Source organism: Antarcticirhabdus aurantiaca (assembly GCF_009765365.1).
Classification (GTDB): domain Bacteria; phylum Pseudomonadota; class Alphaproteobacteria; order Rhizobiales; family Rhizobiaceae; genus Antarcticirhabdus; species Antarcticirhabdus aurantiaca.
Genome location: NZ_VTOM01000001.1, coordinates 197,984 through 218,151, shown reverse-complemented (window position 1 = coordinate 218,151; position 20,168 = coordinate 197,984). Strand labels below are relative to the sequence as shown.

General features: G+C 70.5%; 23 protein-coding genes. 13 read left to right on the top strand and 10 right to left on the bottom strand.

Features of this window, described 5'->3' with window-relative positions; translation table 11 throughout:
- Positions 1–18: 18 nt before the first annotated feature.
- Together FZN60_RS01090 and rpmB are read right to left on the bottom strand one after the other, a co-directional pair.
- Entirely contained in the window at positions 19–702 is a 684-nt protein-coding gene (locus FZN60_RS01090) for a queuosine precursor transporter (protein ID WP_158870170.1), read from the bottom strand.
- Positions 703–837: 135 nt separating this feature from the next.
- Positions 838–1,149 (bottom strand): 50S ribosomal protein L28, encoded by a 312-nt coding sequence (gene rpmB, locus FZN60_RS01085; RefSeq protein ID WP_158870168.1) that lies wholly within the window; start codon positions 1,147–1,149, stop codon positions 838–840.
- Positions 1,150–1,400: 251 nt separating this feature from the next.
- Between rpmB and FZN60_RS01080 the strand changes: the two genes are divergently transcribed.
- A complete protein-coding gene (locus tag FZN60_RS01080) occupies positions 1,401–2,024 on the top strand; it encodes a GNAT family N-acetyltransferase (RefSeq protein ID WP_158870166.1) in 624 nt (207 codons plus the stop codon).
- Here the strand turns inward: FZN60_RS01080 and FZN60_RS01075 are convergent.
- From FZN60_RS01075 to FZN60_RS01065, 3 genes are all read right to left on the bottom strand, one after another.
- A complete protein-coding gene (locus tag FZN60_RS01075; RefSeq protein ID WP_158870164.1) occupies positions 1,999–2,283 on the bottom strand; it encodes a hypothetical protein in 285 nt (94 codons plus the stop codon). The two genes, FZN60_RS01080 and FZN60_RS01075, sit on opposite strands and share 26 nt — an antisense overlap.
- A 113-nt stretch (positions 2,284–2,396) precedes the next feature.
- The gene (locus FZN60_RS01070) at positions 2,397–3,749 is read right to left on the bottom strand and encodes a sigma-54-dependent transcriptional regulator (protein WP_158870636.1); all 1,353 of its coding nucleotides are present in this window, start codon (positions 3,747–3,749) and stop codon (positions 2,397–2,399) included.
- Entirely contained in the window at positions 3,749–5,581 is a 1,833-nt protein-coding gene (locus FZN60_RS01065; RefSeq protein ID WP_158870162.1) for a sensor histidine kinase, read from the bottom strand. The genes FZN60_RS01070 and FZN60_RS01065 overlap by 1 nt, the downstream gene beginning before the upstream one ends.
- A 255-nt stretch (positions 5,582–5,836) precedes the next feature.
- Between FZN60_RS01065 and FZN60_RS01060 the strand changes: the two genes are divergently transcribed.
- Positions 5,837–7,192, top strand: a complete 1,356-nt coding sequence (locus FZN60_RS01060; RefSeq protein ID WP_158870160.1) for a dicarboxylate/amino acid:cation symporter — start codon at positions 5,837–5,839, stop codon at positions 7,190–7,192.
- A gap of 192 nt (positions 7,193–7,384) precedes the next feature.
- Positions 7,385–8,182: a DUF3108 domain-containing protein gene (locus FZN60_RS01055; protein WP_158870158.1), complete on the top strand. Its 798-nt coding sequence runs from the start codon at positions 7,385–7,387 to the stop codon at positions 8,180–8,182.
- A gap of 6 nt (positions 8,183–8,188) precedes the next feature.
- Here FZN60_RS01055 and FZN60_RS01050 read toward each other — a convergent pair whose 3' ends face one another.
- Complete coding sequence (locus FZN60_RS01050; RefSeq protein WP_158870156.1) at positions 8,189–9,031, bottom strand: PhzF family phenazine biosynthesis protein; 843 nt, start codon at positions 9,029–9,031, stop codon at positions 8,189–8,191.
- A gap of 125 nt (positions 9,032–9,156) precedes the next feature.
- Here FZN60_RS01050 and yddG point away from each other — a divergent pair, with 125 nt between their 5' ends.
- The 3 genes from yddG (at position 9,157) to csgH (ending at position 11,201) form a co-directional block, all read left to right on the top strand.
- A complete protein-coding gene (yddG, locus tag FZN60_RS01045) occupies positions 9,157–10,038 on the top strand; it encodes an aromatic amino acid exporter YddG (protein ID WP_246726511.1) in 882 nt (293 codons plus the stop codon).
- A gap of 104 nt (positions 10,039–10,142) precedes the next feature.
- Entirely contained in the window at positions 10,143–10,646 is a 504-nt protein-coding gene (locus FZN60_RS01040) for a curlin-associated protein (protein WP_158870154.1), read from the top strand.
- Between the two features lie 144 nt (positions 10,647–10,790).
- Positions 10,791–11,201 (top strand): curli-like amyloid fiber formation chaperone CsgH, encoded by a 411-nt coding sequence (csgH, locus tag FZN60_RS01035; RefSeq protein ID WP_158870152.1) that lies wholly within the window; start codon positions 10,791–10,793, stop codon positions 11,199–11,201.
- A gap of 21 nt (positions 11,202–11,222) precedes the next feature.
- On the opposite strand, the gene FZN60_RS01030 is transcribed toward csgH, so the two are convergent.
- Together FZN60_RS01030 and gloB are read right to left on the bottom strand one after the other, a co-directional pair.
- Positions 11,223–11,675: a cupin domain-containing protein gene (locus FZN60_RS01030; protein ID WP_158870150.1), complete on the bottom strand. Its 453-nt coding sequence runs from the start codon at positions 11,673–11,675 to the stop codon at positions 11,223–11,225.
- On the bottom strand, positions 11,675–12,448 hold the full coding sequence (gloB, locus tag FZN60_RS01025) for a hydroxyacylglutathione hydrolase (protein WP_158870148.1): 774 nt from the start codon (positions 12,446–12,448) through the stop codon (positions 11,675–11,677). The genes FZN60_RS01030 and gloB overlap by 1 nt, the downstream gene beginning before the upstream one ends.
- A 157-nt stretch (positions 12,449–12,605) precedes the next feature.
- Here gloB and FZN60_RS01020 point away from each other — a divergent pair, with 157 nt between their 5' ends.
- From FZN60_RS01020 to FZN60_RS01005, 4 genes are all read left to right on the top strand, one after another.
- Entirely contained in the window at positions 12,606–13,358 is a 753-nt protein-coding gene (locus FZN60_RS01020; RefSeq protein WP_158870631.1) for a class I SAM-dependent methyltransferase, read from the top strand.
- A gap of 123 nt (positions 13,359–13,481) precedes the next feature.
- Positions 13,482–14,465, top strand: a complete 984-nt coding sequence (locus tag FZN60_RS01015; protein ID WP_158870146.1) for an aldo/keto reductase — start codon at positions 13,482–13,484, stop codon at positions 14,463–14,465.
- Positions 14,466–14,527: 62 nt separating this feature from the next.
- Positions 14,528–14,821, top strand: coding sequence for a hypothetical protein (locus tag FZN60_RS01010; protein ID WP_158870144.1), 294 nt, complete (start codon positions 14,528–14,530; stop codon positions 14,819–14,821).
- Between the two features lie 64 nt (positions 14,822–14,885).
- The gene (locus FZN60_RS01005; protein WP_158870142.1) at positions 14,886–15,266 is read left to right on the top strand and encodes a hypothetical protein; all 381 of its coding nucleotides are present in this window, start codon (positions 14,886–14,888) and stop codon (positions 15,264–15,266) included.
- Between the two features lie 7 nt (positions 15,267–15,273).
- On the opposite strand, the gene metW is transcribed toward FZN60_RS01005, so the two are convergent.
- Both metW and metX read right to left on the bottom strand, forming a co-directional pair.
- A complete protein-coding gene (gene metW, locus FZN60_RS28780) occupies positions 15,274–15,918 on the bottom strand; it encodes a methionine biosynthesis protein MetW (RefSeq protein ID WP_158870140.1) in 645 nt (214 codons plus the stop codon).
- Positions 15,915–17,075, bottom strand: a complete 1,161-nt coding sequence (metX, locus tag FZN60_RS28775) for a homoserine O-acetyltransferase MetX (RefSeq protein WP_246726531.1) — start codon at positions 17,073–17,075, stop codon at positions 15,915–15,917. Before metX ends, metW begins: the two co-directional genes overlap by 4 nt.
- A 189-nt stretch (positions 17,076–17,264) precedes the next feature.
- On the opposite strand from metX, the gene pheA reads away from it, so the two are divergent.
- The 3 genes from pheA to FZN60_RS00980 all read left to right on the top strand — a co-directional run bounded on the left by pheA (position 17,265) and on the right by FZN60_RS00980 (position 20,134).
- Positions 17,265–18,023, top strand: a complete 759-nt coding sequence (gene pheA / locus FZN60_RS00990) for a chorismate mutase (RefSeq protein WP_158870136.1) — start codon at positions 17,265–17,267, stop codon at positions 18,021–18,023.
- Positions 18,024–18,086: 63 nt separating this feature from the next.
- On the top strand, positions 18,087–19,196 hold the full coding sequence (hisC, locus tag FZN60_RS00985; protein WP_158870134.1) for a histidinol-phosphate transaminase: 1,110 nt from the start codon (positions 18,087–18,089) through the stop codon (positions 19,194–19,196).
- An 11-nt stretch (positions 19,197–19,207) separates the two neighbouring features.
- Positions 19,208–20,134, top strand: coding sequence for a prephenate/arogenate dehydrogenase family protein (locus FZN60_RS00980; RefSeq protein ID WP_158870629.1), 927 nt, complete (start codon positions 19,208–19,210; stop codon positions 20,132–20,134).
- Positions 20,135–20,168: the final 34 nt, after the last annotated feature.

The window sequence follows — 20,168 nt, the reverse complement described above, 5'->3', positions numbered from 1 at the left end:
CGCGCCTCTCCCTTGCCCTCAGGCCGCCGCGTTGATCTCGCGCGGCGGCAGCGCCATGCCGATGACGAGCCGGTATGGAACGAGCGCGACGAAAGCGATGAGGAGCTTCACGCAAAGGTCGCCAAGCGCCCAGGACACCCACCGCGGCGCTTCCGCGGTCGGGAAGAGCCCGAGCAGCGGCGCCGCGGCCGTGGCGAACTCGTCGCCCGGCCCCACCAACGCGAAGGCGGCGGAGAAGGCGACGGTGAAGAAGATCGCCGTGTCGACCACCGAGCCCGCCACCGAGCCGACGATCGGCGCCTTCCACCACGAGCCGCGGCGCAGCCGGTTGAAGACGGTGATGTCCAGGAGCTGCGCCATGATGAAGGCCGTGCCCGAGGCCACCGCGATGCGCGCGAGCCGCTCGCCCACCGTTTCGAAGGGCAGGAGCCCGAACGAGAACAGGATCGGCGGCACCAGGATCGACGTCGCGACGGCCACCGCAAAGCCGGCATAGACCGCGCGCCGCGCGACGACGGGCCCGAGAAGGCGGTTCGTCAGGTCGGTGACGAGAAAGGCGAAGGGATAGGTGAAGGCGCCCCAGGTGAGGAGGTCGCCCAGTGCCAGGGAGCCGAGATGGCCGGCCATGGGGAACTGGACGAGGATGTTGGAGGCGAGGACCACGAGCGCCATGGCGGCGACGGGCAGGAGATAGACGCGCATCGGTGCGATCCATTTTTTTGGTGTCGCTGGGAGATGGCACCAGCGTCGCGCCGGAATGGCGCCCAAGGGAAAGCGGCCCCGCCGGCGATCAAGCCGGCGGAGCCGCGACGATTCGAATGCGAAAGGCGTGGAGCCTCAGGCCGCCTGCGTCTCGGCGCCGGCCTCGGCCGCGACCTTCTTGGCGATCTGGCGCTTCAGCAGGCGGGCGCGCTGCGACAGCTCGGTCTCGCCCGCCTTGAGCAGGAAGGCGTCGAGGCCGCCGCGGTGCTCGACCGAGCGCAGGGCGTTGGCCGAGACGCGCAGGCGGTAGCGCTGGCCGAGGGCGTCCGAGATCAGCGTGACCGAGCACAGGTTCGGCAGGAAGCGGCGACGCGACTTGTTGTTCGCGTGGCTGACGTTGTTGCCGGTGAGGACGGCCTTGCCGGTGAGTTCGCAGACGCGCGACATGGGAGCACCTTCTTCTATTCAATGCGCCCGACCTCGTGCGCCGCCGCCTCGGCGGGTCGATCATAAGGCAACGGGCATGATCGGAAATTGGCTCGACCCTATAGTCCCGGGGCCGCCCAGCGTCAAGCCGAACGCGCCGCGGGCCGATCACCAACCGCCCGCGCTCCGCGACGGTTGACCCCGGCCGAGCGATGGCTTTCCTGCGATCCGATCCACAGCCTGGATCGCGCGACGAGGACATGGACGGCAGCATGGCGACGACGAACGAGGCGAATGCCCTGGCGGCCATTCCGGCGGGCCGGATCGCGGCGATCGCCACCTTCCTGGAAATGCGTGCGCCCGCCCCGGCTCGGGCCGAGGCGCCTGCCCTTCCCGGCACGATCCGCATGGTCGAGCGGCCCGCCGCCGACTGGTACCTCGACCTCTACCGGCGCATCGGCGCCGACCACCTCTGGTACGGTCGCCTGGTTCTTTCACCGGCGCGCCTCGCCGAGCTCCTCGACCATCCCGACATCCGCCTCCTCGTCCTGGAGATCGACGGCCGGGCCGAGGGCATGGCGGAGCTCGACTTCCGGATGGGGACCGCCTGCGAGATGGTGTATTTCGGCGTTTCCGCCCATCTCACCGGTTCCGGCCAGGCGCGCCGCCTGATGAATCGCGCGATCCCGGAAGCCTTCGCCCGTCCGATCGAGCGCTTCTTCCTCCACACCAACACGCTCGACCATCCCCGCGCCCTGGACTTCTACCGCCGCTCCGGCTTCCAGCCGGTCTCCCAGGCGATCGAGATCGCCGAGGACCCGCGCCTCGCCGGCCTGCTGCCCATGACCGCCGCGCCGCATGTGCCCGTGTTCAGTCCGTCGGCTTCGCGGCAGTGACAGCGCGAGCCTCCAACTCGGCCACCCGCGCCAAGTGGTGGTCGTTCATCCAATTCGGTTCCGACACGTGATCGGACCGCACGATCCGTCCTTGCGCCACGTGCGGCTCGAACCGGCGAAGGTCGCGAAGAACGACGTCAGGAAAGCATACGACGCCGTCGCTGAAGACCGTGAGAGGCTTGCGCCCCGCCAACATCAGGCCGAGTTCGCGATTGGTGTGCGGCAGGTAGGACAGTCCGGCGGCGAGCGGGATCGGCATCCTGCAAGACTTACCAGAGGGCGAGAGCCTCGCAATCGTTTCCCGCGCATCTCATGCTCGCCCTCGACCGGCTCGGGCGAACTCGCCCTTGCGGTCCAGCGAGGCTCCCCGCTTCACCCGCCCCGCCGCTCGATGCCGTGGCGCTTGAGCTTGTCGTAGAAGGTCTTGCGGGGGATGCCGAGGGCCTCGATCGTCGAGCGCACGTCGCCGCCGTTGTCGGTGAGCGCCTGGCGGATCAGCTCCCCCTCATAGGCCTCGACGCGCTCGGGCAGGCTCGCGCCCGGCGAGGCGGGTGCCGCGGGCGCGGCCGTGTCTCCCTCGCCGTCGATGTCGGCCAGACCCAGCACCACGCGCTCGGCGTGGTGGGTCAGCTCGCGCACGTTGCCGGGCCAGTCGTGGGTGCGCAGGTAGCGCAGGCCTTGCGCCGAGATCGTCGGCACCGGCCGGCCGAAGCGGGTCGCGGCGCGGGCGAGGAAGTGTGCGAACAGGAGGGGCACGTCGTCGCGCCGCTCGCGCAAGGGGGGAATGCGCAGCGTCACGACGTTGAGGCGGTGGTAGAGGTCCTCGCGGAAGGTGCCGCGTTGCGCCGGGTCGCCGAGGTCCACCTTCGCCGCCGCGACGACGCGCAGGTCCACGGACCGCGCCTGGTTGGTGCCGAGCGGGTCGACGCTGCGCGTTTCCAGGACGCGCAGGAGCTTCACCTGCAGCGCGGGCGGCATCGATTCGATCTCGTCGAGAAACAGCGTCCCTCCGCTCGAATGCTCGATGCGCCCGATGCGCCGCTTCTGCGCCCCGGTGAAGGCGCCGGCCTCGTGGCCGAAAAGCTCGCTCTCCATCACCGTTTCGGGCAGCGCGCCGCAGTTCAGCGCGACGAAGGGCCGGGCGCGCCGCTCGCTCCAGGCATGCAGCAGGCTCGCCACCACCTCCTTGCCCGATCCCGTCTCGCCCTCCACGAGGACGTCGACCTGGGCGGAGGCGATCTGGCGCAGCGTCGCGCGCAGGCGCTGGATCGCCGGCGTCTCGCCGATCAGCGGCAGCGATTCGTCGACGCGGCTCGCGGCCTCCGTCAGCCGTCGGTTCTCCAGGACGAGCCGCCGCTTCTCTCCGGCGCGGCGCACGCTTTCGGCGAGGCGATCGCCCGAGAACGGCTTGGCGATGAAGTCGTAGGCGCCCTCCTTCAGGGCCGCCACCGCCGTCTCGACGTCGCCGTGGCCGGTGACGAGGATCACCGGCAGGTCCGGATCCATCGCCAGCACCCGCCGGAACAGCGCCATGCCGTCCATGCCGGGCATGCGCAGGTCCGTGACGAGGACGCCGGGAAAGTCGGGGGAGAGGATCTCCAGCGCTTCCACGGCGCTCCCGAGCGGCGTCGCGCGAAAGCCGGAGAGCTGCAGGCTCTGCGCGTTGGCGATGCGCAGATGCTCCTCGTCGTCGACGAAGAGCACCTCGACCGGCTCGTTCTGCATCACGATCCCGCCTCCGGAAGCTCGATGGTGAAGGCCGCGCCCCCGTCGGGCCCGGTGCCCGCCGTGAGGCGGCCGCCGAGCTCGGTGACGATGTCCTGGGAAATGACGAGGCCGAGGCCGAGGCCTTGCGGCTTCGAGGTGGAAAAGGGCGTGAACAGGCGCTCGGCCTCTTGGGGAGCCAAGCCCGGCCCGTTGTCGGACACGGTGAGCCGCGCGACGCCCGCCCCGCCGCCGGTCTCGATGCGGATGCGCGGCTCGGGCGTTCCCGCCAGCGCGTCGAGGGCGTTGCGCAGGAGGTTCACCAGCACCTGCTCCAGCCCGATCCGGTCGGCCTCGACGCGCAAGGCCGCCTCGCCCACGCGCTCCACCGTCGCGCCGCTCTCGGCGATGCGGCTGTCGAGAATCGTCAGCGCGCCGTCGACGACCTCCGACAGCGCCAGCCGTTCGCTCGGGCGCCGGGCGCGGCGGGCCAAGCCCCGGAGCGTTTCGGTGATCGCGCCGATGCGCGCCGTCAGGCCGACCACGGTGCCCATGTTGGCGCGGGCCGTGTCCGGCTCGCCGACGTCGAGGAAGCGGCCGGCATTCTCGGCATAGGTGCGGATCGCCGCCACCGGCTGGTTGATCTCGTGGGCGACGCCGGCCGCGATCTGCCCGAGCGTTGCCAGCCGATTGGCCTGGGCGAGGTCGTCGCGCAGCCGCAGCGTCTTCGCCTCAGCCTCGCGCCGCTCGGCCATCTCGCGCTGAAGGTCGCGATAGGCCTCGGTGAGTTCCGTCGTCCGCTCGGCGACGCGCGCTTCCAGCGCCGCGGCGTTGCGGACCATCTCGGCCCGCCGCCGCGCCTCGCGCGTGCGCCGGCGCCAGACGAAGGTGGCGGCGGCGGCGAGCAGCGCCAGCGCCAGCGCGGTCAGGAGCCGCGCGAGGAAGCCGGCCTGCGCCAGCGCCGCCCCGGCGGGGGCGAGGATCGTCAGACGCCAGCCCTCCGGCCCGCCCTCGACGGCGCCCGAGACCTCGACGTAGCGGCCGGGCTTGGCGCCCGCATCGCTGCCCGCCGCTAGGCGCACCAGATCCTGCGCGCCCGCCGCCGCCAGCGGCAGCGGCGTCAGCGGCGCCTCGCCGAACTGGAGGCTCTCACGATAAGCGGTCGCTTCCTCCGGCGCGACGGGTTCGAGGGTGCGGAAGCGCCAGTCCGGCACGCTCGTCGCGAGCACGATGCCGCGCCCGTCCGCGGCGAAGACCGGCCGGCCGGTCTGGCGCCATTCGGCCTCGACGCGGTCGAGCTCGACCTTGGCGACGACGACGCCCAGCGGCTCATCAGCCGTCCCGATGCGCTGGGAGATGTAGAGGCCCGGCCTTCGCGACACGGTGCCGAGCGCGTACTGCTCGGCGCGCCCCAGAGCGAGGGCCCGCTGGACGTATTGGCGGAAGCGGAAGTCGTTGCCGACGAAGCTGTCGGGCTCGCGATAGTTGCTGGCGGCGATCGCCCGCCCCCCGCGGTCGACGAGGTAGACGACGCTCGCCCGCGTGCCGTCCGCGATGCGGCGCAGCAGTTCGTCCGCGCCGGCGAGCCGCTCGGGCGTCGGCTCGGCCAGAACGGCACGCACCGTGCTTTCCTCGGCCAGCACCACCGGCACGGCGCGCTGGCGGTCGATCTCGGCGCGCAGGGCCGAGCTGGCGAGCGGCAGCGCCGAGCGCGCTTCGGCCGCGAGGCTGGCGAGCGCGGAGCGCTCGGCGAGGCGGCCAACCCCTTCAACGGCCAGCGCGAAAGCGGCGAGCGCGGCGAGCGCCGCGACGAGCCGGCGGCGCGGGTGCAGAAGGCGATCGAAGCGCCCCATCTCGTGGTCGAGCCTCCTCAAACCGGGTGATGCATGTGCGGATTATCGCACAAGCCGCCGGAGAATGCGTGCGATATTCCGCACAGGATTTGTCTCCTGGAGCTTTCTGCCGCTGCGCAAAGGCCGCGTCTCCGCATGTCTGCCCTGCGTTCGCGGAATGGCACGGGCTTTGCAATCCATCGGGACAGGACCCGGCGAGCCTTGCCGGGGATGGGAGCGCGGCACCCTTGCCGTGCGATGTTTGAGGAGGATTGCATGGCCATTTCACTGCCCGCCCATCACGCTCCGGCGGAACCGCCCGTCAAGAAGCCGCTCTACGCGCAGCTCTACGTCCAGGTGCTCGTGGCCATCGCCGCCGGCATCGCGCTCGGCCACTTCTACCCCCAGCTCGGTGCCGACCTGAAGCCGCTGGGCGACGCCTTCATCAAGCTGGTGAAGATGATCATCGCCCCGGTGATCTTCCTCACCATCGCCACCGGCATCGCCGGCATGTCCGACCTGAAGAAGGTCGGTCGCGTCGCCGGCAAGGCGATGCTCTACTTCATCACCTTCTCGACGCTCGCCCTCATCGTCGGCCTCGTAATCGGCAACCTCGTCCAGCCCGGTGCGAGCATGCACATCGACCCGGCGACCCTGGATCCGGGCGCGATCCAGGAATACACGACCAAGGCGCACGACCAGTCGATCGTCGCCTTCCTCATGAACATCATCCCGACGACAATCGTCGGCGCCTTCTCCGGCGGCGACATCCTCCAGGTGCTGTTCTTCTCGGTGCTCTTCGGCATCTCGCTCGCCATGGTCGGCGAGAAGGCCCGCCCCGTCACCGACTTCCTCACCGCCGTCTCGGCGCCGATGTTCAAGCTCGTCGGCATCCTGATGAAGGCCGCCCCGATCGGCGCCTTCGGCGCCATGGCCTTTACCATCGGCAAGTACGGCATCGGCTCGGTGGTCAACCTCGCCATGCTGGTCGGCACCTTCTACGTCACCTCGGCATTCTTCGTCTTCGTGGTGCTCGGCGCGGTCTGCCGCTACAACGGCTTCTCGATCTTCGCGCTGATCCGCTACATCAAGGAGGAGCTCCTCCTCGTCCTCGGCACCTCGTCCTCCGAGGCCGCGCTGCCGACCCTCATGGACAAGATGGAGAAGGCCGGCGCCGAGAAGTCGGTGGTGGGCCTCGTCGTCCCGACCGGCTACTCCTTCAATCTCGACGGCACCAACATCTACATGACGCTCGCCGCGCTCTTCATCGCGCAGGCGACCGGCATCCACCTGTCCTTCGGCGAGCAGATCATGCTGCTCCTCGTCGCCATGCTCTCCTCCAAGGGCGCGGCGGGCATCACCGGTGCCGGCTTCGTCACGCTGGCCGCGACGCTGACGGCGGTGCCGAGCGTGCCGGTCGCGGGCATCGCGCTGATCCTCGGCATCGACCGCTTCATGTCGGAGTGCCGCGCGCTGACCAACCTCACCGGCAACGCCGTCGCCACCCTCGTCGTCGCCCGCTGGGAAGGCGCGCTCGACAAGGAGAAGCTCGACGCGGCCCTCAGCGGCAAGAAGCTGCCCGCTCCGGCCGCCGAGGACGCGGCGCGCGGCGCCATGGTCCCGGCCGAGTAAGCCGGCCCGCGATCCATCCAGCATCGACCGAGCGCGGCGTCCCGACCGGGGCGCCGCGCTCGGTCGTTTCGGCGAGCCCCGCTGTTGCGTTCGGGAAACAGGCGGGCTTCGTCCGATGCCGACGAATTGAAGCGCGTCGCGCGCGAAAGTAGCGTGTATAGAGAGCGCCTCCTCTCGACCGGACCATCGCCCTTGCGCACGCCCAAGCTTCTCGCTGCCCTCCTGTCGGGCGCCCTCACCCTGTCGGGCATGGCGCCCCTGCCGGCCGCCGCCGCCTCGACGGAGGTGACGACGCGCTACGCCGTATCCCTGATGGGATTGTCCGTCGGCCAGGCGACCTTCACCACCTCGGTGGACGGCAACGCCTATTCCGTCTCGGGCAACCTGTCCTCGGCGGGGCTGGCCAACCTCTTCTCGCCGACGAGCGGCACCTCCTCCTCGTCGGGCCGCATCCGCAACGGCCGCCTGGAGGCGGACCGCTACCGGCTGAACTACACCAGCGACGGCAAGAAGTGGTCGAGCGACATCCGCATGCGCCGAGGCACGGTGCGCCAGGCCACGATCGCGCCTAAGCTCCGCAAGGACCTGCCGAAGGACTACGTGCCGGTGACGAAGGGGCAGCTCGCCAGCGTCGTCGACCCGCTGGCCGGCCTGGTCTTCCGCGCGCCGGTCGATCCCGCCAAGGTCTGCAACCGCACGGTGTCCTTCTTCGACGGCTGGTCGCGCCTCGACCTCAAGCTCAGCCCCGCCGGCACCGAGCCCTTCAGGGCCTCGGGCTGGACCGGCAATACGGCGGTCTGCGACGTGCGCGTCGTGCCGGTCGGAGGCTACCGCAAAGGGTCGAGCGGGCTTCGCTACATCCAGAGCCAGACCATCCGCATCTGGTTCGCCCGGCTCGGCGACACCGACCTCGTCGCGCCGGTGAAGGTGCGCATCCCGACAAAGGTCGGCACCCTCATGCTCACCGCGGCGAGCATCGCCGACGCCTGAGGCGGATCAGAAGTCCAGCGTACCCTCGATCATGATCGTCGTCTCGCCGCCGATCAGGGTGCGCTCGGGATCCGACGGATCGGGGGTCACGAAGACGCGCCCGACGCGTCCGATCGCCGTACCCTGCGCCACCGTCACCGGGCCCGTCAGACGGCCCTCGGCGCGCATCCAGCGGGCGATGGCGGCGTTCAGCGAGCCGGTGATCGGGTCCTCGCGCGGCACGTCGGTCGCATCGATCATCCGCACCTCGTAGTCGCACGTCTCTCCCGCTGCGTGCCGGCCGGTGAAGCCGATCGCCGGCAGGCCGGAGCCCCCGAGGCGCGCGGCGTCGATCGCCAGGACGTCCGCCGCGCTTTCCAGCTCCAGCACCTGCCAATGCGGGCCGTTGACGAGATAGGCGCTGCGAAGAACGCGCGCCGCCTCGATCCCGGAAGCCGCGAGAATCGCGGACAGCCGAGCCTCGCCGAGCGGCTCGACGCTCGTCGGCGGCGCGACGAAGGCCGGCACGCGGCCCGTCTGGTCGATCTCCACGAGACCGATGGCGCATTCCTGGACGACCTTGCCCTGGTTCTTCGGCTTGCCCCCCGCATGCAGCCAGGACGCGCAGCTGCCGAGCGTCGGGTGGCCGGCGAAGGGCATCTCCCGCGTCGGCGTGAAGATCCGCACGCGATAGTCGGCGGCAGGGTCCTCCGGCGGCAGCAGGAAGGTCGTCTCGGCGAGGTTGGTCCAGCGCGCGAAGGCGCGCATTTCCGCCTCGGATACGCCCTTCCCGTCGAGCACCACGGCCAAGCCGTTGCCGCGGGCCGGAACGCCCGAGAACACGTCGCACTGGATGAACCGCCGCTTCACGCGCGCCTCCTTCGATCGGATCCACCGGCCCTGAATAGGCGAGGCCGATCGCCCGCCAAACGGGAATATTGCCTCCGTGACAAAGCTCCTCTAACTGCCGAGCCACGACCGAACGGGGACGGGCCATGGCGACGATCATCGGCGGACTCGCCATCCTGATGTGGGCGGTTCTCGCGCTCCTCACCGCGCGCAGCGGCGCGGTGCCGCCGTTTCTTCTCGCCGCCCTCACCTTCGCGATCGGCACGCTCGTCGGGCTCGTCGCGCTGCTCCTTCGCGGCGGCAGCCTCGGCGTTCTGCGCCAGCCGCCGGCCGTGTGGCTCCTCGGCGTCGGCGGCCTGTTCGGCTACCACGCGCTCTACTTCGCCGCGCTTCGCGCCGCGCCGGCGGCGGAAGCGAGCCTCGTCGCCTATCTCTGGCCGCTCCTGATCGTTCTCGGTTCGGCCATGCTGCCGGGCGAGCGGCTGCGCTGGTTCCACATCGCCGGCGCGGTTCTCGGCTTCTGCGGTGCCGGTCTCGTCATCGCGGGGCGCGCCGGCGGTCTCGCCATGGAGGGAAGCCACCTCACCGGCTATCTTCTCGCCCTCGCCTGCGCGCTGACCTGGGCGACCTATTCGCTGCTGTCGCGCCGCTTAGCGGACGTGCCGAGCGACGCCGTCACCGGCTTTTGCGCCGGCACCGCGATCCTGTCCCTTCTCTGCCACCTCCTCTTCGAGGAGACGGTGTGGCCCGCCACCGGCGGGGAATGGCTCGTCGTCCTGCTTCTCGGCCTCCTGCCGGTGGGCGCGGCCTTCTATGTCTGGGATTACGGGGTGAAGAAGGGCGACATCCAGCTTCTCGGCGCCGCGAGCTATGCCGCGCCGATCCTGTCCACCGCCGTCCTCGTCGCCTTCGGCGAGGCGCCCTTCACGCCGGCTTTGGTCGGCGGCGCGGCGCTCGTCGCGCTCGGCGCCGGCCTCGCGGCCCTGCCGCTCTTCCGGCGCATCGCGGGCGCCGGACATCCAAGCTGAACGCCAGACAACCGCAGCGTTCAGCGCCGGCTCAGCGGCCGCTCCTTAAGACAGGCTCCATCGACACCGGACGAAACGCCTCGTCCCACCCGAAGGAAGCCTCCATGACGCGCCTCGCCTCCATCCTCGCCGCCTCGTTCCTCGCCGCCACCGCCGTCGTGTCGGGGGCAGAGGCCGGCAACCGCACGATCGTCGAGCAGCACGGCTGGGGCAACGCCTCCGGCACGAGCCAGACCGGCGAGCGCAACCGCCTGTGGCAGACGCAGGAAGGCCGCGGCAACGGCGCCCAGACGCAGCAGCAGGGCCTGCGCAACTATTCCGACACTTATCAGCGCGGCAGCCGCAACCGCGCCATCACCGACCAGTACGGGGTCGACAACCAGTCGGTGACCGGCCAGGACGGCGTCGACCATAGCTCGAACACGATCCAGACCGGGCGCGGCAACATCGCGGGCAGCGCGCAGTTCGGCCGCGGCAACGCCTCGCTGACCGATCAGGCCGGCAACAACAACACCGCGGCCACCATCCAGGTCGGCGACGGCCAGGAGGCGCAGACGGTGCAGACCGGCGAGGGAAACACCTCGGTCGTCATCCAGGGTCGCCGCTGAGCGGGGCATGCAGAACCCTTGGTCGCGACCGGTTCATGCTCGCGCAAGGTTCGCGCCACGTTCAGCGGTCAGCTTCTCGCTTAGCCCCGACATCATCCGGGGCTGGACCTTGAGGCCCGCAGCGACAGCCGAAAGGAAGGCGCCATGCTTCGACGCTCCCTCGTTCTCGCCCTGGCGGTGAGCTGCGCGGCCCTCGCCGGCGGCGCGCTCGCGACCTCGGGAACCGATCCGGTACCGGCCCGGCCGCAGGCGCAATCCGCCGAAAGGGGAACGGTCCCGCTCACCTGCGAGGTTCGCCAGAGCCGGGCCGACGGCCTCCTCAAGCTCGACGCGCTGGTGCGCGGTGCCAAGAGCGTGTCCGGCGACTACCGCTTCGCGGTGACGAGCCGCAGCGACGGCGGCGCCTCGCGCTCGGCCCAGAACGGCACCTTCGACCTGAAACCGAAAGAGGAGGCTGTGCTCGGCACGATCGGGCTCGACGCCGCCGCCGCGTTCGAGGCCAAGCTCACGCTGACGCTTCCCGAGGGCGACGTCGTGTGCGAGGCGGAGGGCTGAACGCCCCCGCCTCGCGAGTGCTCAGCGCGTCGCGCCCTTGCGCGGCGTCGGGCGCCAGTCCGGCGGCGCCAGCTCGAAGCTCGAGAAGTCGAAGGCCGGCGTCACCGTGCAGCCGACGAGCGTGTACTCGCCGAGCGTCGTCGCGGTCTGCCAGGCATTGGCCGGCACCACGAATTGCGGCGTCTCGCCCGTCAGTACATTCGGCCCGATGCGGTGGGCCGCCGCGTCGTGGCCGTTTTCCGACACGGTGAGGACGAGCGGGGCCCCGGCATACCAGTGCCAGATCTCGACCCCGTCGGTCACGCGGTGCCATTCGGAGGTCTCGCCGGCCTGGAGCAGGTAGTAGATCGCCGAGGACAGCGCCCGGCCGTTTGCGTCCCTGCGCTCGTCGCGGAAGGTCTCGACGTACCAGCCATTCTCCGGATGCGGCTTCATGCCGAGCTTGCGCACGATGTTGAGGGCGGCGGTGGACATCAGAAGCGGTCCCTTTTCTGTCGGAGGGCTGTGAAGATCGCGGCCGGCTCGGCGCCGGTCATGCCGAAGGCCGCGGCGAGATCGGGATCGTCGGCGCGAAGGAACGGGTTTGTGAGCTTTTCCCGGCCGAGTTCCACGGGGATCGTCGGCCGGCCGGCCGTGCGCAGCCCTTCCACCTCGCGGATGCGCTCGTGGAGCATGAGGTTGGCGGGGTCGACCTCGGAGGCGAAGCGGGCGTTGGTCGCGGTGTATTCGTGGCCGCAATAGAGCATCGTGTCGTCCGGCAGGGCCCGCAGGCGCTGGAGCGAGGCCCAGAGCATCTCGGGCGTGCCCTCGAAGATGCGCCCGCAGCCGAGAGAGAAGAGGGCGTCGCCTGCGAAGAGGGCCTTCGCTTCGGGCGCGTGATAGGCGACGTGGCCGAGCGTGTGGCCGGGCACGTCGATCACCTCGAAGGCGAGGCCGCCGACCTCGATCCGCTCGCCGCCGGCCACCGCGCGGTCGATGCCGGGGATCCGGTCGCGCTCGCCGGCCGGACCGACGATTTTCGCGCCGAAGCGGCTCTTCAGCGCCTCGTTCGCCTCGACATGGTCCCCGTGGTGATGCGTCGTCAGGATATGGGTCAGGCGCCAGCCGGCGGCGTCGAGGGCCGCGAGGATCGGCGCTTCCTCGGGCGCGTCGATCGAGATCGTGGCGCCCGTCCGGGGAACGTGGACGAGCACGCCGAAATTGTCGCTGCGCGCGGGAAACAGGCGGATGTCGATCGCGTCGGTCAAGGTCGGGCCTCCCAGGGCAGCGATTCGAAGCTCGGCGACAAGCTAGGAGCTGTCGCAGGGCTGGCCAAGGCGCACGCGCGCGATTTACGCGAGCCTCGCTCCCGTACTAGGTATCGGCGCGATGCTCGCGCGCCCGCCCGAACCCGTGACGACCGCCCTGAACGCCGACATCGTCGACATCAGGGACTTCTACGCCTCGCCGCTCGGCGGCCTGGCGTCGCGGGCGCTCGGCGCGGCGCTGCGGCCACTCTGGCCCTTCGTGCCGGACGAGCGGCTCCTCGGCATCGGCTATCCCCTGCCCTACCTCGAGCGCTTCGGCCCGGATGCCGAGCGTGCCCTCGCCTTCATGCCGGCCCAGCAGGGCGCGCTACGCTGGCCGGCGCGCGGCGCCTCGCAGACCGCCCTTGTCGGGCTCGACTGCCTGCCGCTCGGCGATGCCTGCCTCGACCGCATCCTTCTCGTCCATGCCCTCGAATTCGCCGAGCACCCGCAGGAGCTGCTTTCCGAGGTCTGGCGCGTCCTCGCGCCCGGTGGCCGGCTCGTCGTCGTGGTGCCCAACCGGCGCGGTCTGTGGGCGCGCTTCGATCACACGCCCTTCGGCTCCGGCCGGCCCTATTCGCGCGGGCAGCTCGCCCGCCTCCTCAAGGACGCCGCCTTCGCGCCTTCGGCCTGGTCGGACGCGCTGTTCTTTCCGCCCTTCCGGCGCGGCGGCTTCCTGCGCCTCGCCTCCGCCGTGGAGCGCACGGGCCGCCGCCTCTGGCCGGCCTTTTCCGGCCTCGTCGTCATGGAAGCGCTGAAGCTCGTCTCGCGCGGCCTCGCCGTGCCGGCCGCCAAGCGCGAGCGGCTGCGGATCGTCAAGCCGGTGCTCGTTCCGCAGGGCGCCTCGGCGCTGAACCGCAAGCCCTCCTGAGCATCCGCCTCGACGCGGGGGCCTTCCCGCTTATCTAGGCACGCGTCACCCGCCCTCGCCGCTCGTCGCGTCCAGCCTCGCGCGCTTGGCGACCGGGGACCTCCGACAGGAAGGATCTCGATCATGGAACAGCGCAAGCTCGGTCCCGAACTCACCGTGTCCGCCCTCGGGCTCGGCTGCATGGGCATGTCCGAATTCTACGGGGAAGGCGACGAGGCCGAGTCGATCGCGGTGATCCACCGTGCCCTCGAGCTCGGCGTCACCTTCCTCGACACCGCCGACATGTACGGCGTCGGCCGCAACGAGGAACTGGTGGGGCGCGCCGTCGCCGACCGGCGCGACAAGGTCGTCCTCGCCACCAAGTTCGGCAACGTACGCGGCCCCAACGGCGAGCGCCTCGGCATCTCCGGCAAGCCGGACTACGTGCGGTCGGCCTGCGAAGCCAGCTTGAGGCGCCTCGGCGTCGAGACGATCGACCTCTACTACCAGCACCGCGTCGATCCGACCGTGCCCATCGAGGACACGGTCGGCGCGATGGCCGAACTCGTGCGCGAGGGAAAGGTCCGCTTCCTCGGCCTGTCCGAGGCCGCGCCCGCCACCATCCGCCGGGCCCACGCCGTCCACCCGATCGCCGCACTTCAAACGGAATACTCGCTCTGGAGCCGCGAGCCGGAAGCCGAGATCCTGCCCACCTTGCGGGAGCTGAACATCGGCTTCGTCCCCTACTCGCCCCTCGGCCGTGGCTTTCTCACCGGTCGCTTCAAGTCGGAGAACGATCTGGCCGAAGACGACTTCCGCCGCACCTCTCCGCGCTTCTCCGGCGAGAACTTCGCCAAGAACCAGGACCTCGTCGCCGTCGTCGAGGCGATCGCGAGCGCCCACGGCGCCAAGCCCGGCCAGGTGGCGCTCGCCTGGGTTCTGGCGCAGGGCCGGGACATCGTCCCGATCCCCGGCACCAAGCGCCTGAAGTACCTCGAAGAGAACGCCGCCGCGATCGACGTGACGCTTTCGCCCGCCGACCTCGACAAGCTCGACGCCGCCTTCCGCCCCGACGCCATCCACGGCACCCGCTACGCGGAAGCGGGCATGAAGACGCTCAACCTCTGATCGTTACGGCCACGGCGGGGCCGTGCTATGGTCCCCGCCGCGATCATCTGCAGGAGAGCGCCATGCTGAGCGAAGCCGAGCTCGAAGCCCGCATCCAGGCGATGGCCGACGCGCATTACGGACCCGGCACCATCATCGAGGTCCATTGCAAGCGCGACGAGGACCACGTTGGAGATCCCGTGGTCTGGGTGCGCTTCGTGGCGAAGGACGGGGCGATGCCCTTCGATCCGGAGGGACAGGTCAGCTTCAGTCTGGCTCTCCGCCTCGCCTTCGACGATTGGGGCGATCCGGCTTACCCCGTCAGCTTCTTCAACCCGGTGTCCGAATACAGGAAGCTCTTTCCTGCTGCCGCTTGAGCTGATCGCCACCGCGCGCCGCCTCGTGTCCGCCACGCCCACGGATGCGGATCTTCGACGGGCGGTGAGCACGACCTATTACGCATTGTTCCACGCGATAGCGGCGGCTTGCGGCGATGCCGTCATGCCGGACGTGTCCGACGGGCTGACGCGGGAGGCGCACCGCCTCGCCTACCGCGGGCTCGATCATGGCGCGCTACGCAGCGCCTGCATCAATTCGAGCATCCTGCGGCGCCTGCCGCCTACGATGAGAGGGCTCGCCGACACGGTTCCACTCATCCAAGCCAAGCGGCACATTGCCGACTACGATCCTGCCCACGCCTTCGCACTCGAAGACGTCATCGATGACATCGACCGCTGCGAGCGTGTCATCGCCGACTTCCTCGCCGCTCCCGAAGCCGACCGGCGCGCCTTCGTCGCCTTCGTCCTGTTTCGCGCGCGCTGAACGTCCTTCACCGCCGCAGCACGAAGACAGCCTGGGCGCCGAAGAGGTTCCAGAAGCCCCAGGGCAGGCGCATGCCCACGCGCTGGCCGGCGGCATCGAGCGCCACCGCCTGCTCCACCGTCGCCCCGATCTCGTCCACCAGGGCGACGAAGTCGCGGATGGTGCAGAAATGGATGTTGGGCGTGTCGTACCAGGAATAGCTCAGGCTCTTCGTCACCGGCATGCGCCCGTGCATCAGGAGATAGGCGCGCACGGACCAGTGACCGAAGTTCGGGAAGGACACCACCGCCCGCCGGCCGATCCGCAGGAGCTCGGACAAAACGAGCTTCGGGTTCTCCGTCGCCTGGATGGTCTGCGACAGGATCGCGTAGTCGAAGGCGCCGTCGGGATAGTAGACGAGGTCGCGATCCGCATCGCCCTGGATCACCGAGAGCCCGCGCGCCACGCATTCGTTGACGCCGCCCTGGCTGATCTCGACGCCGCGCCCGTCGATGCCCTTGCGGGCCTGGAGCAGCGACAGGAGCGCCCCGTCGCCGCAGCCGATGTCGAGGACGCGCGTCTTCGGCTCGACGAGGTCGGCGATGATCTGGAGGTCGACGCGCGCGCTCGCCGGCTCGACGACGATCTCGGAGGTCGGCACCGGCGCGTTCACGGCTGGAGCCCCCGTGCCCGCGCCGCCGAGGACAGGAAGCCGTCGACGGCGGCGTAGAAGTGCGGCTCGTCGAGCAGAAAGGCGTCGTGGCCGCGATCCGTCTCGATCTCGACGAAGGACACGCTCGCGGCCGCCGCGTTCAGCGCGTGGACCACGGCGCGGTTCTCCTCGGTCGGAAACAGCCAGTCGGAGGTGAAGGAGACGAGGCAGAAGCGCGTCGTCGTGTCCCGGAACGCCTCGGCGAGGCTGCCGCCGTAGTCGGCCGCGATGTCGAAGTAGTCCATCGCCCGGGTCATGTAGAGGTAGGAATTGGCGTCGAAGCGGTCGACGAAGGTCGTGCCCTGGTAGCGCAGGTAGCTCTCGATCTGGAAGTCGGCGTCGAAGCCGAAGCCGAGCTTGTCGCGGTCCTGGAGCGTGCGGCCGAACTTGCGCGTGAGCGCGGCCTCCGACAGGTAGGTGACGTGCGCCGCCATGCGCGCGACGGCCAGCCCCTTGGCCGGCCGCTTGCCGAGCGCCAGGTAGCGCCCGCCCGCCCAGTCCGGGTCGGCCATCACGGCTTGGCGCCCGACCTCGTGGAAGGCGATGTTCTGCGAGGAATGGCGCGCGCCCGTCGCGATGGGAAGCGCGGCGAAGACCCGCTCCGGATAGCTCACCGCCCATTGCAGCACCTGCATGCCGCCCATCGAGCCGCCGACGACGGCGAACAGCGTGTCGATGCCGAGCCGGTCGACCAGCATCGCCTGTGCCCGCACCATGTCGCGGATCGTGATGACCGGCAGCGTCACGCCGTAGGGCTCGCCGGTGCGCGGGTCGACCGAGGCCGGGCCGGTGGTGCCCATGCAGCCGCCGACGACGTTGGAGCAGATGACGAAGAAGCGGTTCGTGTCGATCGGCAGGCCCGGCCCGATCAGGCTCGACCACCAGCCCGGCTTGCCCGTCACCGGCGAGGGCGAGGCGGCGAAATGGTCGCCGGTCAGCGCGTGGCAGACGAGAACGGCGTTCGACTTCTCGGCGTTCAGCGTGCCGTAGGTGTTGTAGGCGATGCGCAGCGGCGAAAGGTCGTAGCCGGCGTCGAGCTTCAACGGCTCGTCGGGACCGAACTCGGCGATCTGGTCGGGCGCGCCCTCGGCGTTGATCGCGCGCCGCGCGGGGTTCATCGTCATGGCGGGAAGAACTCGGAAAACTCTGCGGCCGCAGGCGTCGGCCTCGTCGGGCTCGTGTGTAGGCCTCCTGGCATGGGAGGGCAACACGGCAAGGCAGAGCAAGGCAAGGCTTGGCAGCCGCCCCGGCCCGAGGCTAAACCATCCGCGTCCGAGAACGAGGCGAGCGGGGGGCGCGGGGGCGACATGGCGGAGAAGGGAACGGCCGATCCGGCCAAGCTCGCCGAGCTGCGCGCCAAGATCGACGCCATCGACGAGAGCGTCCACCGCCTCCTGATGCAGCGCGCGAGCGTGATCGACGAGCTGATCGAGGCCAAGGGCACCGCCTCGTCCGGCGCCGCCTTCCGCCCGGGCCGCGAGGCCGACATGATGCGCCGCCTCGCCGCGCGCCACGGCGGCCACCTGCCGCTGACCGCCGTCGAGCACCTGTGGCGCGAGATCATCTCGACCTTCACCGCCCTCCAGGCGCCCTTCGAGGTCGTGGCCTCCACCGGCCCCGATCCCGTCGCGGCGGTCGAGGCGGCGCGCTTCACCTGCGGCTTCTCCGTTCCCCTGCACCTGCGCGCGAATGCGTTCGAGGTGATCGAGGCGCTGACGGGCCGCACCGACCGGCTCGGCCTCGTGCTCCTCGGCGAGAGCGCCGAGCCCTGGTGGGAGCGCCTCGGCGAGGTGCAGGTCGTTGCCCGCCTGCCGTTTTTCGAGAGCCGGGGCCGCGAGGCCGGCGTGCCCGCCCTCGTTCTCAGCCCGCCCCTCGCCGACCCCGTGCCCTTCGAGATCGAGTGCTTCGCCGCGCCGGGGGGACGCGTTCCCGAGGGCGCCGAGGTGATCGCGAGAAGCGAGGGCGGCTCGGTTCTCGTCGCCGCGCCGGCGGGGCGCCTCGCGGCGGCCGACCTCGACATCCGCGCCATCGGGGGCTATGCGGCACCTCTGCGCCTGAACGCCTGAAACGCCGGCCGAAGCCGGACGGGCGGGCCCCGGCGCCGTTTCGCGTCGAAGGATCCGCGTCCCATGTCGAGCCCTGCTCCCCGGCCCGTCCCCCGCAAGGGCGTCCTCGCCATCGAAGCCTACGTTCCCGGCAAGTCCGCGGCGCCGGCCGGGGTCAAGCTGCACAAGCTGTCGTCCAACGAGACTTCGCTCGGCCCCTCCCCGGCCGTCGCGGCGGCGGTGGCCGAGGCCGTGCGGCACCTGGAGCTTTACCCCGACGGGCAGGCGAGCGCGCTGAAGGCCGCGATCTCGGAGCGCTACGGCCTCTCGCCGCGCAACATCATCTGCGGCAACGGGTCGGACGAGCTCCTGACGCTCCTCGCCTCGACCTATCTCGAGCCGGGCACCGAGGGCATCCACACCTCGCACGGCTTCCTCCTGCACAGGACGGCGATCCTCGCGGCGGGCGCCGAGGCCGTCGAGGCGCCGGAAACCGATGCCACTATCGACGTCGACGCGATCCTGTCGCGCGTCACCGACCGGACGCGCCTCGTCTTCATCGCCAATCCCGGCAACCCGACGGGCACCTACATCCCCTTCTCGGAGGTCAGGCGCCTGCACGAGGGCCTGCCGCGCCACGTGCTCCTCGTCCTCGACGCGGCCTATGCCGAATACGTGCGCAAGAACGACTACGAGGCGGGGATCGAGCTCGTCGCGACCAGCCCGAACGTCGTGATGACGCGCACCTTCTCGAAGATCCACGGCCTGGCGGCGCTGCGCGTCGGCTGGATGTACGCGCCGGAAGCCGTCGCCGATGCCGTCGAGCGCATCCGCGGGCCGTTCAACCTCAACGCCGTCGGCATCGCCGCCGCCGCCGCGGCCTTGCGCGACGGCGCGCATGTCGAGCGCACCGTCGAGCACAATCGGCTGTGGCTCGACCGGCTGACGGCCGAGTTCGAAGCGCTGGGCCTCCGGATCACGCCGAGCGTCACCAACTTCCTCCTGATCCACTTCGCCGGCACCGAGGGGCGCACGGCGGCGGCGGCCGACGCGTTCCTGACAAGCCGCGGCTTCATCCTGCGCAACGTGAAGGGATACGGCTTCCCCAACGCCCTTCGCATGACGATCGGCTCGGAAGAGGCCAATCTCGGCGTCGTCGCCGCGCTCGCCGAATTCATGGGCGGACGCTCGTGAGCGACGGCTTCATGTTCGAGCGCCTGGCGCTCGTCGGCATCGGCCTCATCGGCTCGTCGATCGCCCTCAACGCCAAGGCCCACAGGCTCGCGCGCCACGTCGCGATCACCACGCGGCGGCAGTCGACGCTGGACCGCGCGGCCGAGCTGGGGCTCGGCGACAGCTACCACATGGAGGCGGCGGACGCGGTGCGCGGCGCCGACCTCGTGATCCTCTGCGTGCCCGTCGGCTCTTCGGGCGCCGTCACCGCCGAGTTCGCGGACGCTCTTTCGCCGGGCGCCATCGTGTCCGACGTCGGCTCGGTGAAGGGCTCGGTGATCGCCCAGATGCGTCCGCACCTGCCGCCGGGCGTCCACTTCGTGCCGGCGCACCCGCTCGCGGGCACGGAGCATTCCGGCCCCGATGCCGGCTTCGAGGCGCTGTTCCGCAATCGCTGGTGCATCCTCACCCCGGTCGAGCCGATCGACGAGGCCGCGGTTGCCAAGCTGCGCGCCTTCTGGGAGGCCTGCGGCTCCAACGTCGAGGTGATGACGCCCGAGCACCACGACCTCGTGCTCGCGATCGTCTCCCACGTCCCCCACCTCATCGCCTACAACATCGTCGGCACAGCCGCGGACCTAGAAACGGTGACGCAGTCGGAAGTCGTGAAGTTCTCGGCCTCGGGCTTCCGCGACTTCACCCGCATCGCGGCCTCCGACCCGACCATGTGGCGCGACGTCTTTCTCCACAACCGCGAGGCCGTGCTGGAGATGCTCGGCCGCTTCTCGGAGGATCTCGCCTCCCTCCAGCGCGCCATCCGTTGGGGCGACGGCGAAGCGCTCTTCGACCTCTTCACCCGCACGAGAGCCATTCGCCGCGGCGTCATCGAGGCCGGCCAGGACACGGCCAAGCCCGATTTCGGCCGCGGCACCGGCGATCCGGCCCCGGGCGCTGGCTAGGCCGTGGCCCGATGAGCCGGCGGGCGGGCGCGTC

Coding starts and splice junctions, on each gene's coding strand:
- FZN60_RS01030 (WP_158870150.1), bottom strand. CDS start 11,675: ATGTCCACCGCCGCCCTCAACATCGTGCGCAAGCTCGGCATGAAGCCG.
- FZN60_RS01080 (WP_158870166.1), top strand. CDS start 1,401: ATGGCGACGACGAACGAGGCGAATGCCCTGGCGGCCATTCCGGCGGGC.
- pheA (WP_158870136.1), top strand. CDS start 17,265: ATGGCGGAGAAGGGAACGGCCGATCCGGCCAAGCTCGCCGAGCTGCGC.
- FZN60_RS01065 (WP_158870162.1), bottom strand. CDS start 5,581: ATGGGGCGCTTCGATCGCCTTCTGCACCCGCGCCGCCGGCTCGTCGCG.
- yddG (WP_246726511.1), top strand. CDS start 9,157: ATGGCGACGATCATCGGCGGACTCGCCATCCTGATGTGGGCGGTTCTC.
- hisC (WP_158870134.1), top strand. CDS start 18,087: ATGTCGAGCCCTGCTCCCCGGCCCGTCCCCCGCAAGGGCGTCCTCGCC.
- FZN60_RS01060 (WP_158870160.1), top strand. CDS start 5,837: ATGGCCATTTCACTGCCCGCCCATCACGCTCCGGCGGAACCGCCCGTC.
- FZN60_RS01070 (WP_158870636.1), bottom strand. CDS start 3,749: ATGCAGAACGAGCCGGTCGAGGTGCTCTTCGTCGACGACGAGGAGCAT.
- FZN60_RS01015 (WP_158870146.1), top strand. CDS start 13,482: ATGGAACAGCGCAAGCTCGGTCCCGAACTCACCGTGTCCGCCCTCGGG.
- FZN60_RS01040 (WP_158870154.1), top strand. CDS start 10,143: ATGACGCGCCTCGCCTCCATCCTCGCCGCCTCGTTCCTCGCCGCCACC.
- csgH (WP_158870152.1), top strand. CDS start 10,791: ATGCTTCGACGCTCCCTCGTTCTCGCCCTGGCGGTGAGCTGCGCGGCC.
- metX (WP_246726531.1), bottom strand. CDS start 17,075: ATGAACCCCGCGCGGCGCGCGATCAACGCCGAGGGCGCGCCCGACCAG.
- FZN60_RS01075 (WP_158870164.1), bottom strand. CDS start 2,283: ATGCCGATCCCGCTCGCCGCCGGACTGTCCTACCTGCCGCACACCAAT.
- FZN60_RS00980 (WP_158870629.1), top strand. CDS start 19,208: ATGTTCGAGCGCCTGGCGCTCGTCGGCATCGGCCTCATCGGCTCGTCG.
- FZN60_RS01010 (WP_158870144.1), top strand. CDS start 14,528: ATGCTGAGCGAAGCCGAGCTCGAAGCCCGCATCCAGGCGATGGCCGAC.
- rpmB (WP_158870168.1), bottom strand. CDS start 1,149: ATGTCGCGCGTCTGCGAACTCACCGGCAAGGCCGTCCTCACCGGCAAC.
- FZN60_RS01090 (WP_158870170.1), bottom strand. CDS start 702: ATGCGCGTCTATCTCCTGCCCGTCGCCGCCATGGCGCTCGTGGTCCTC.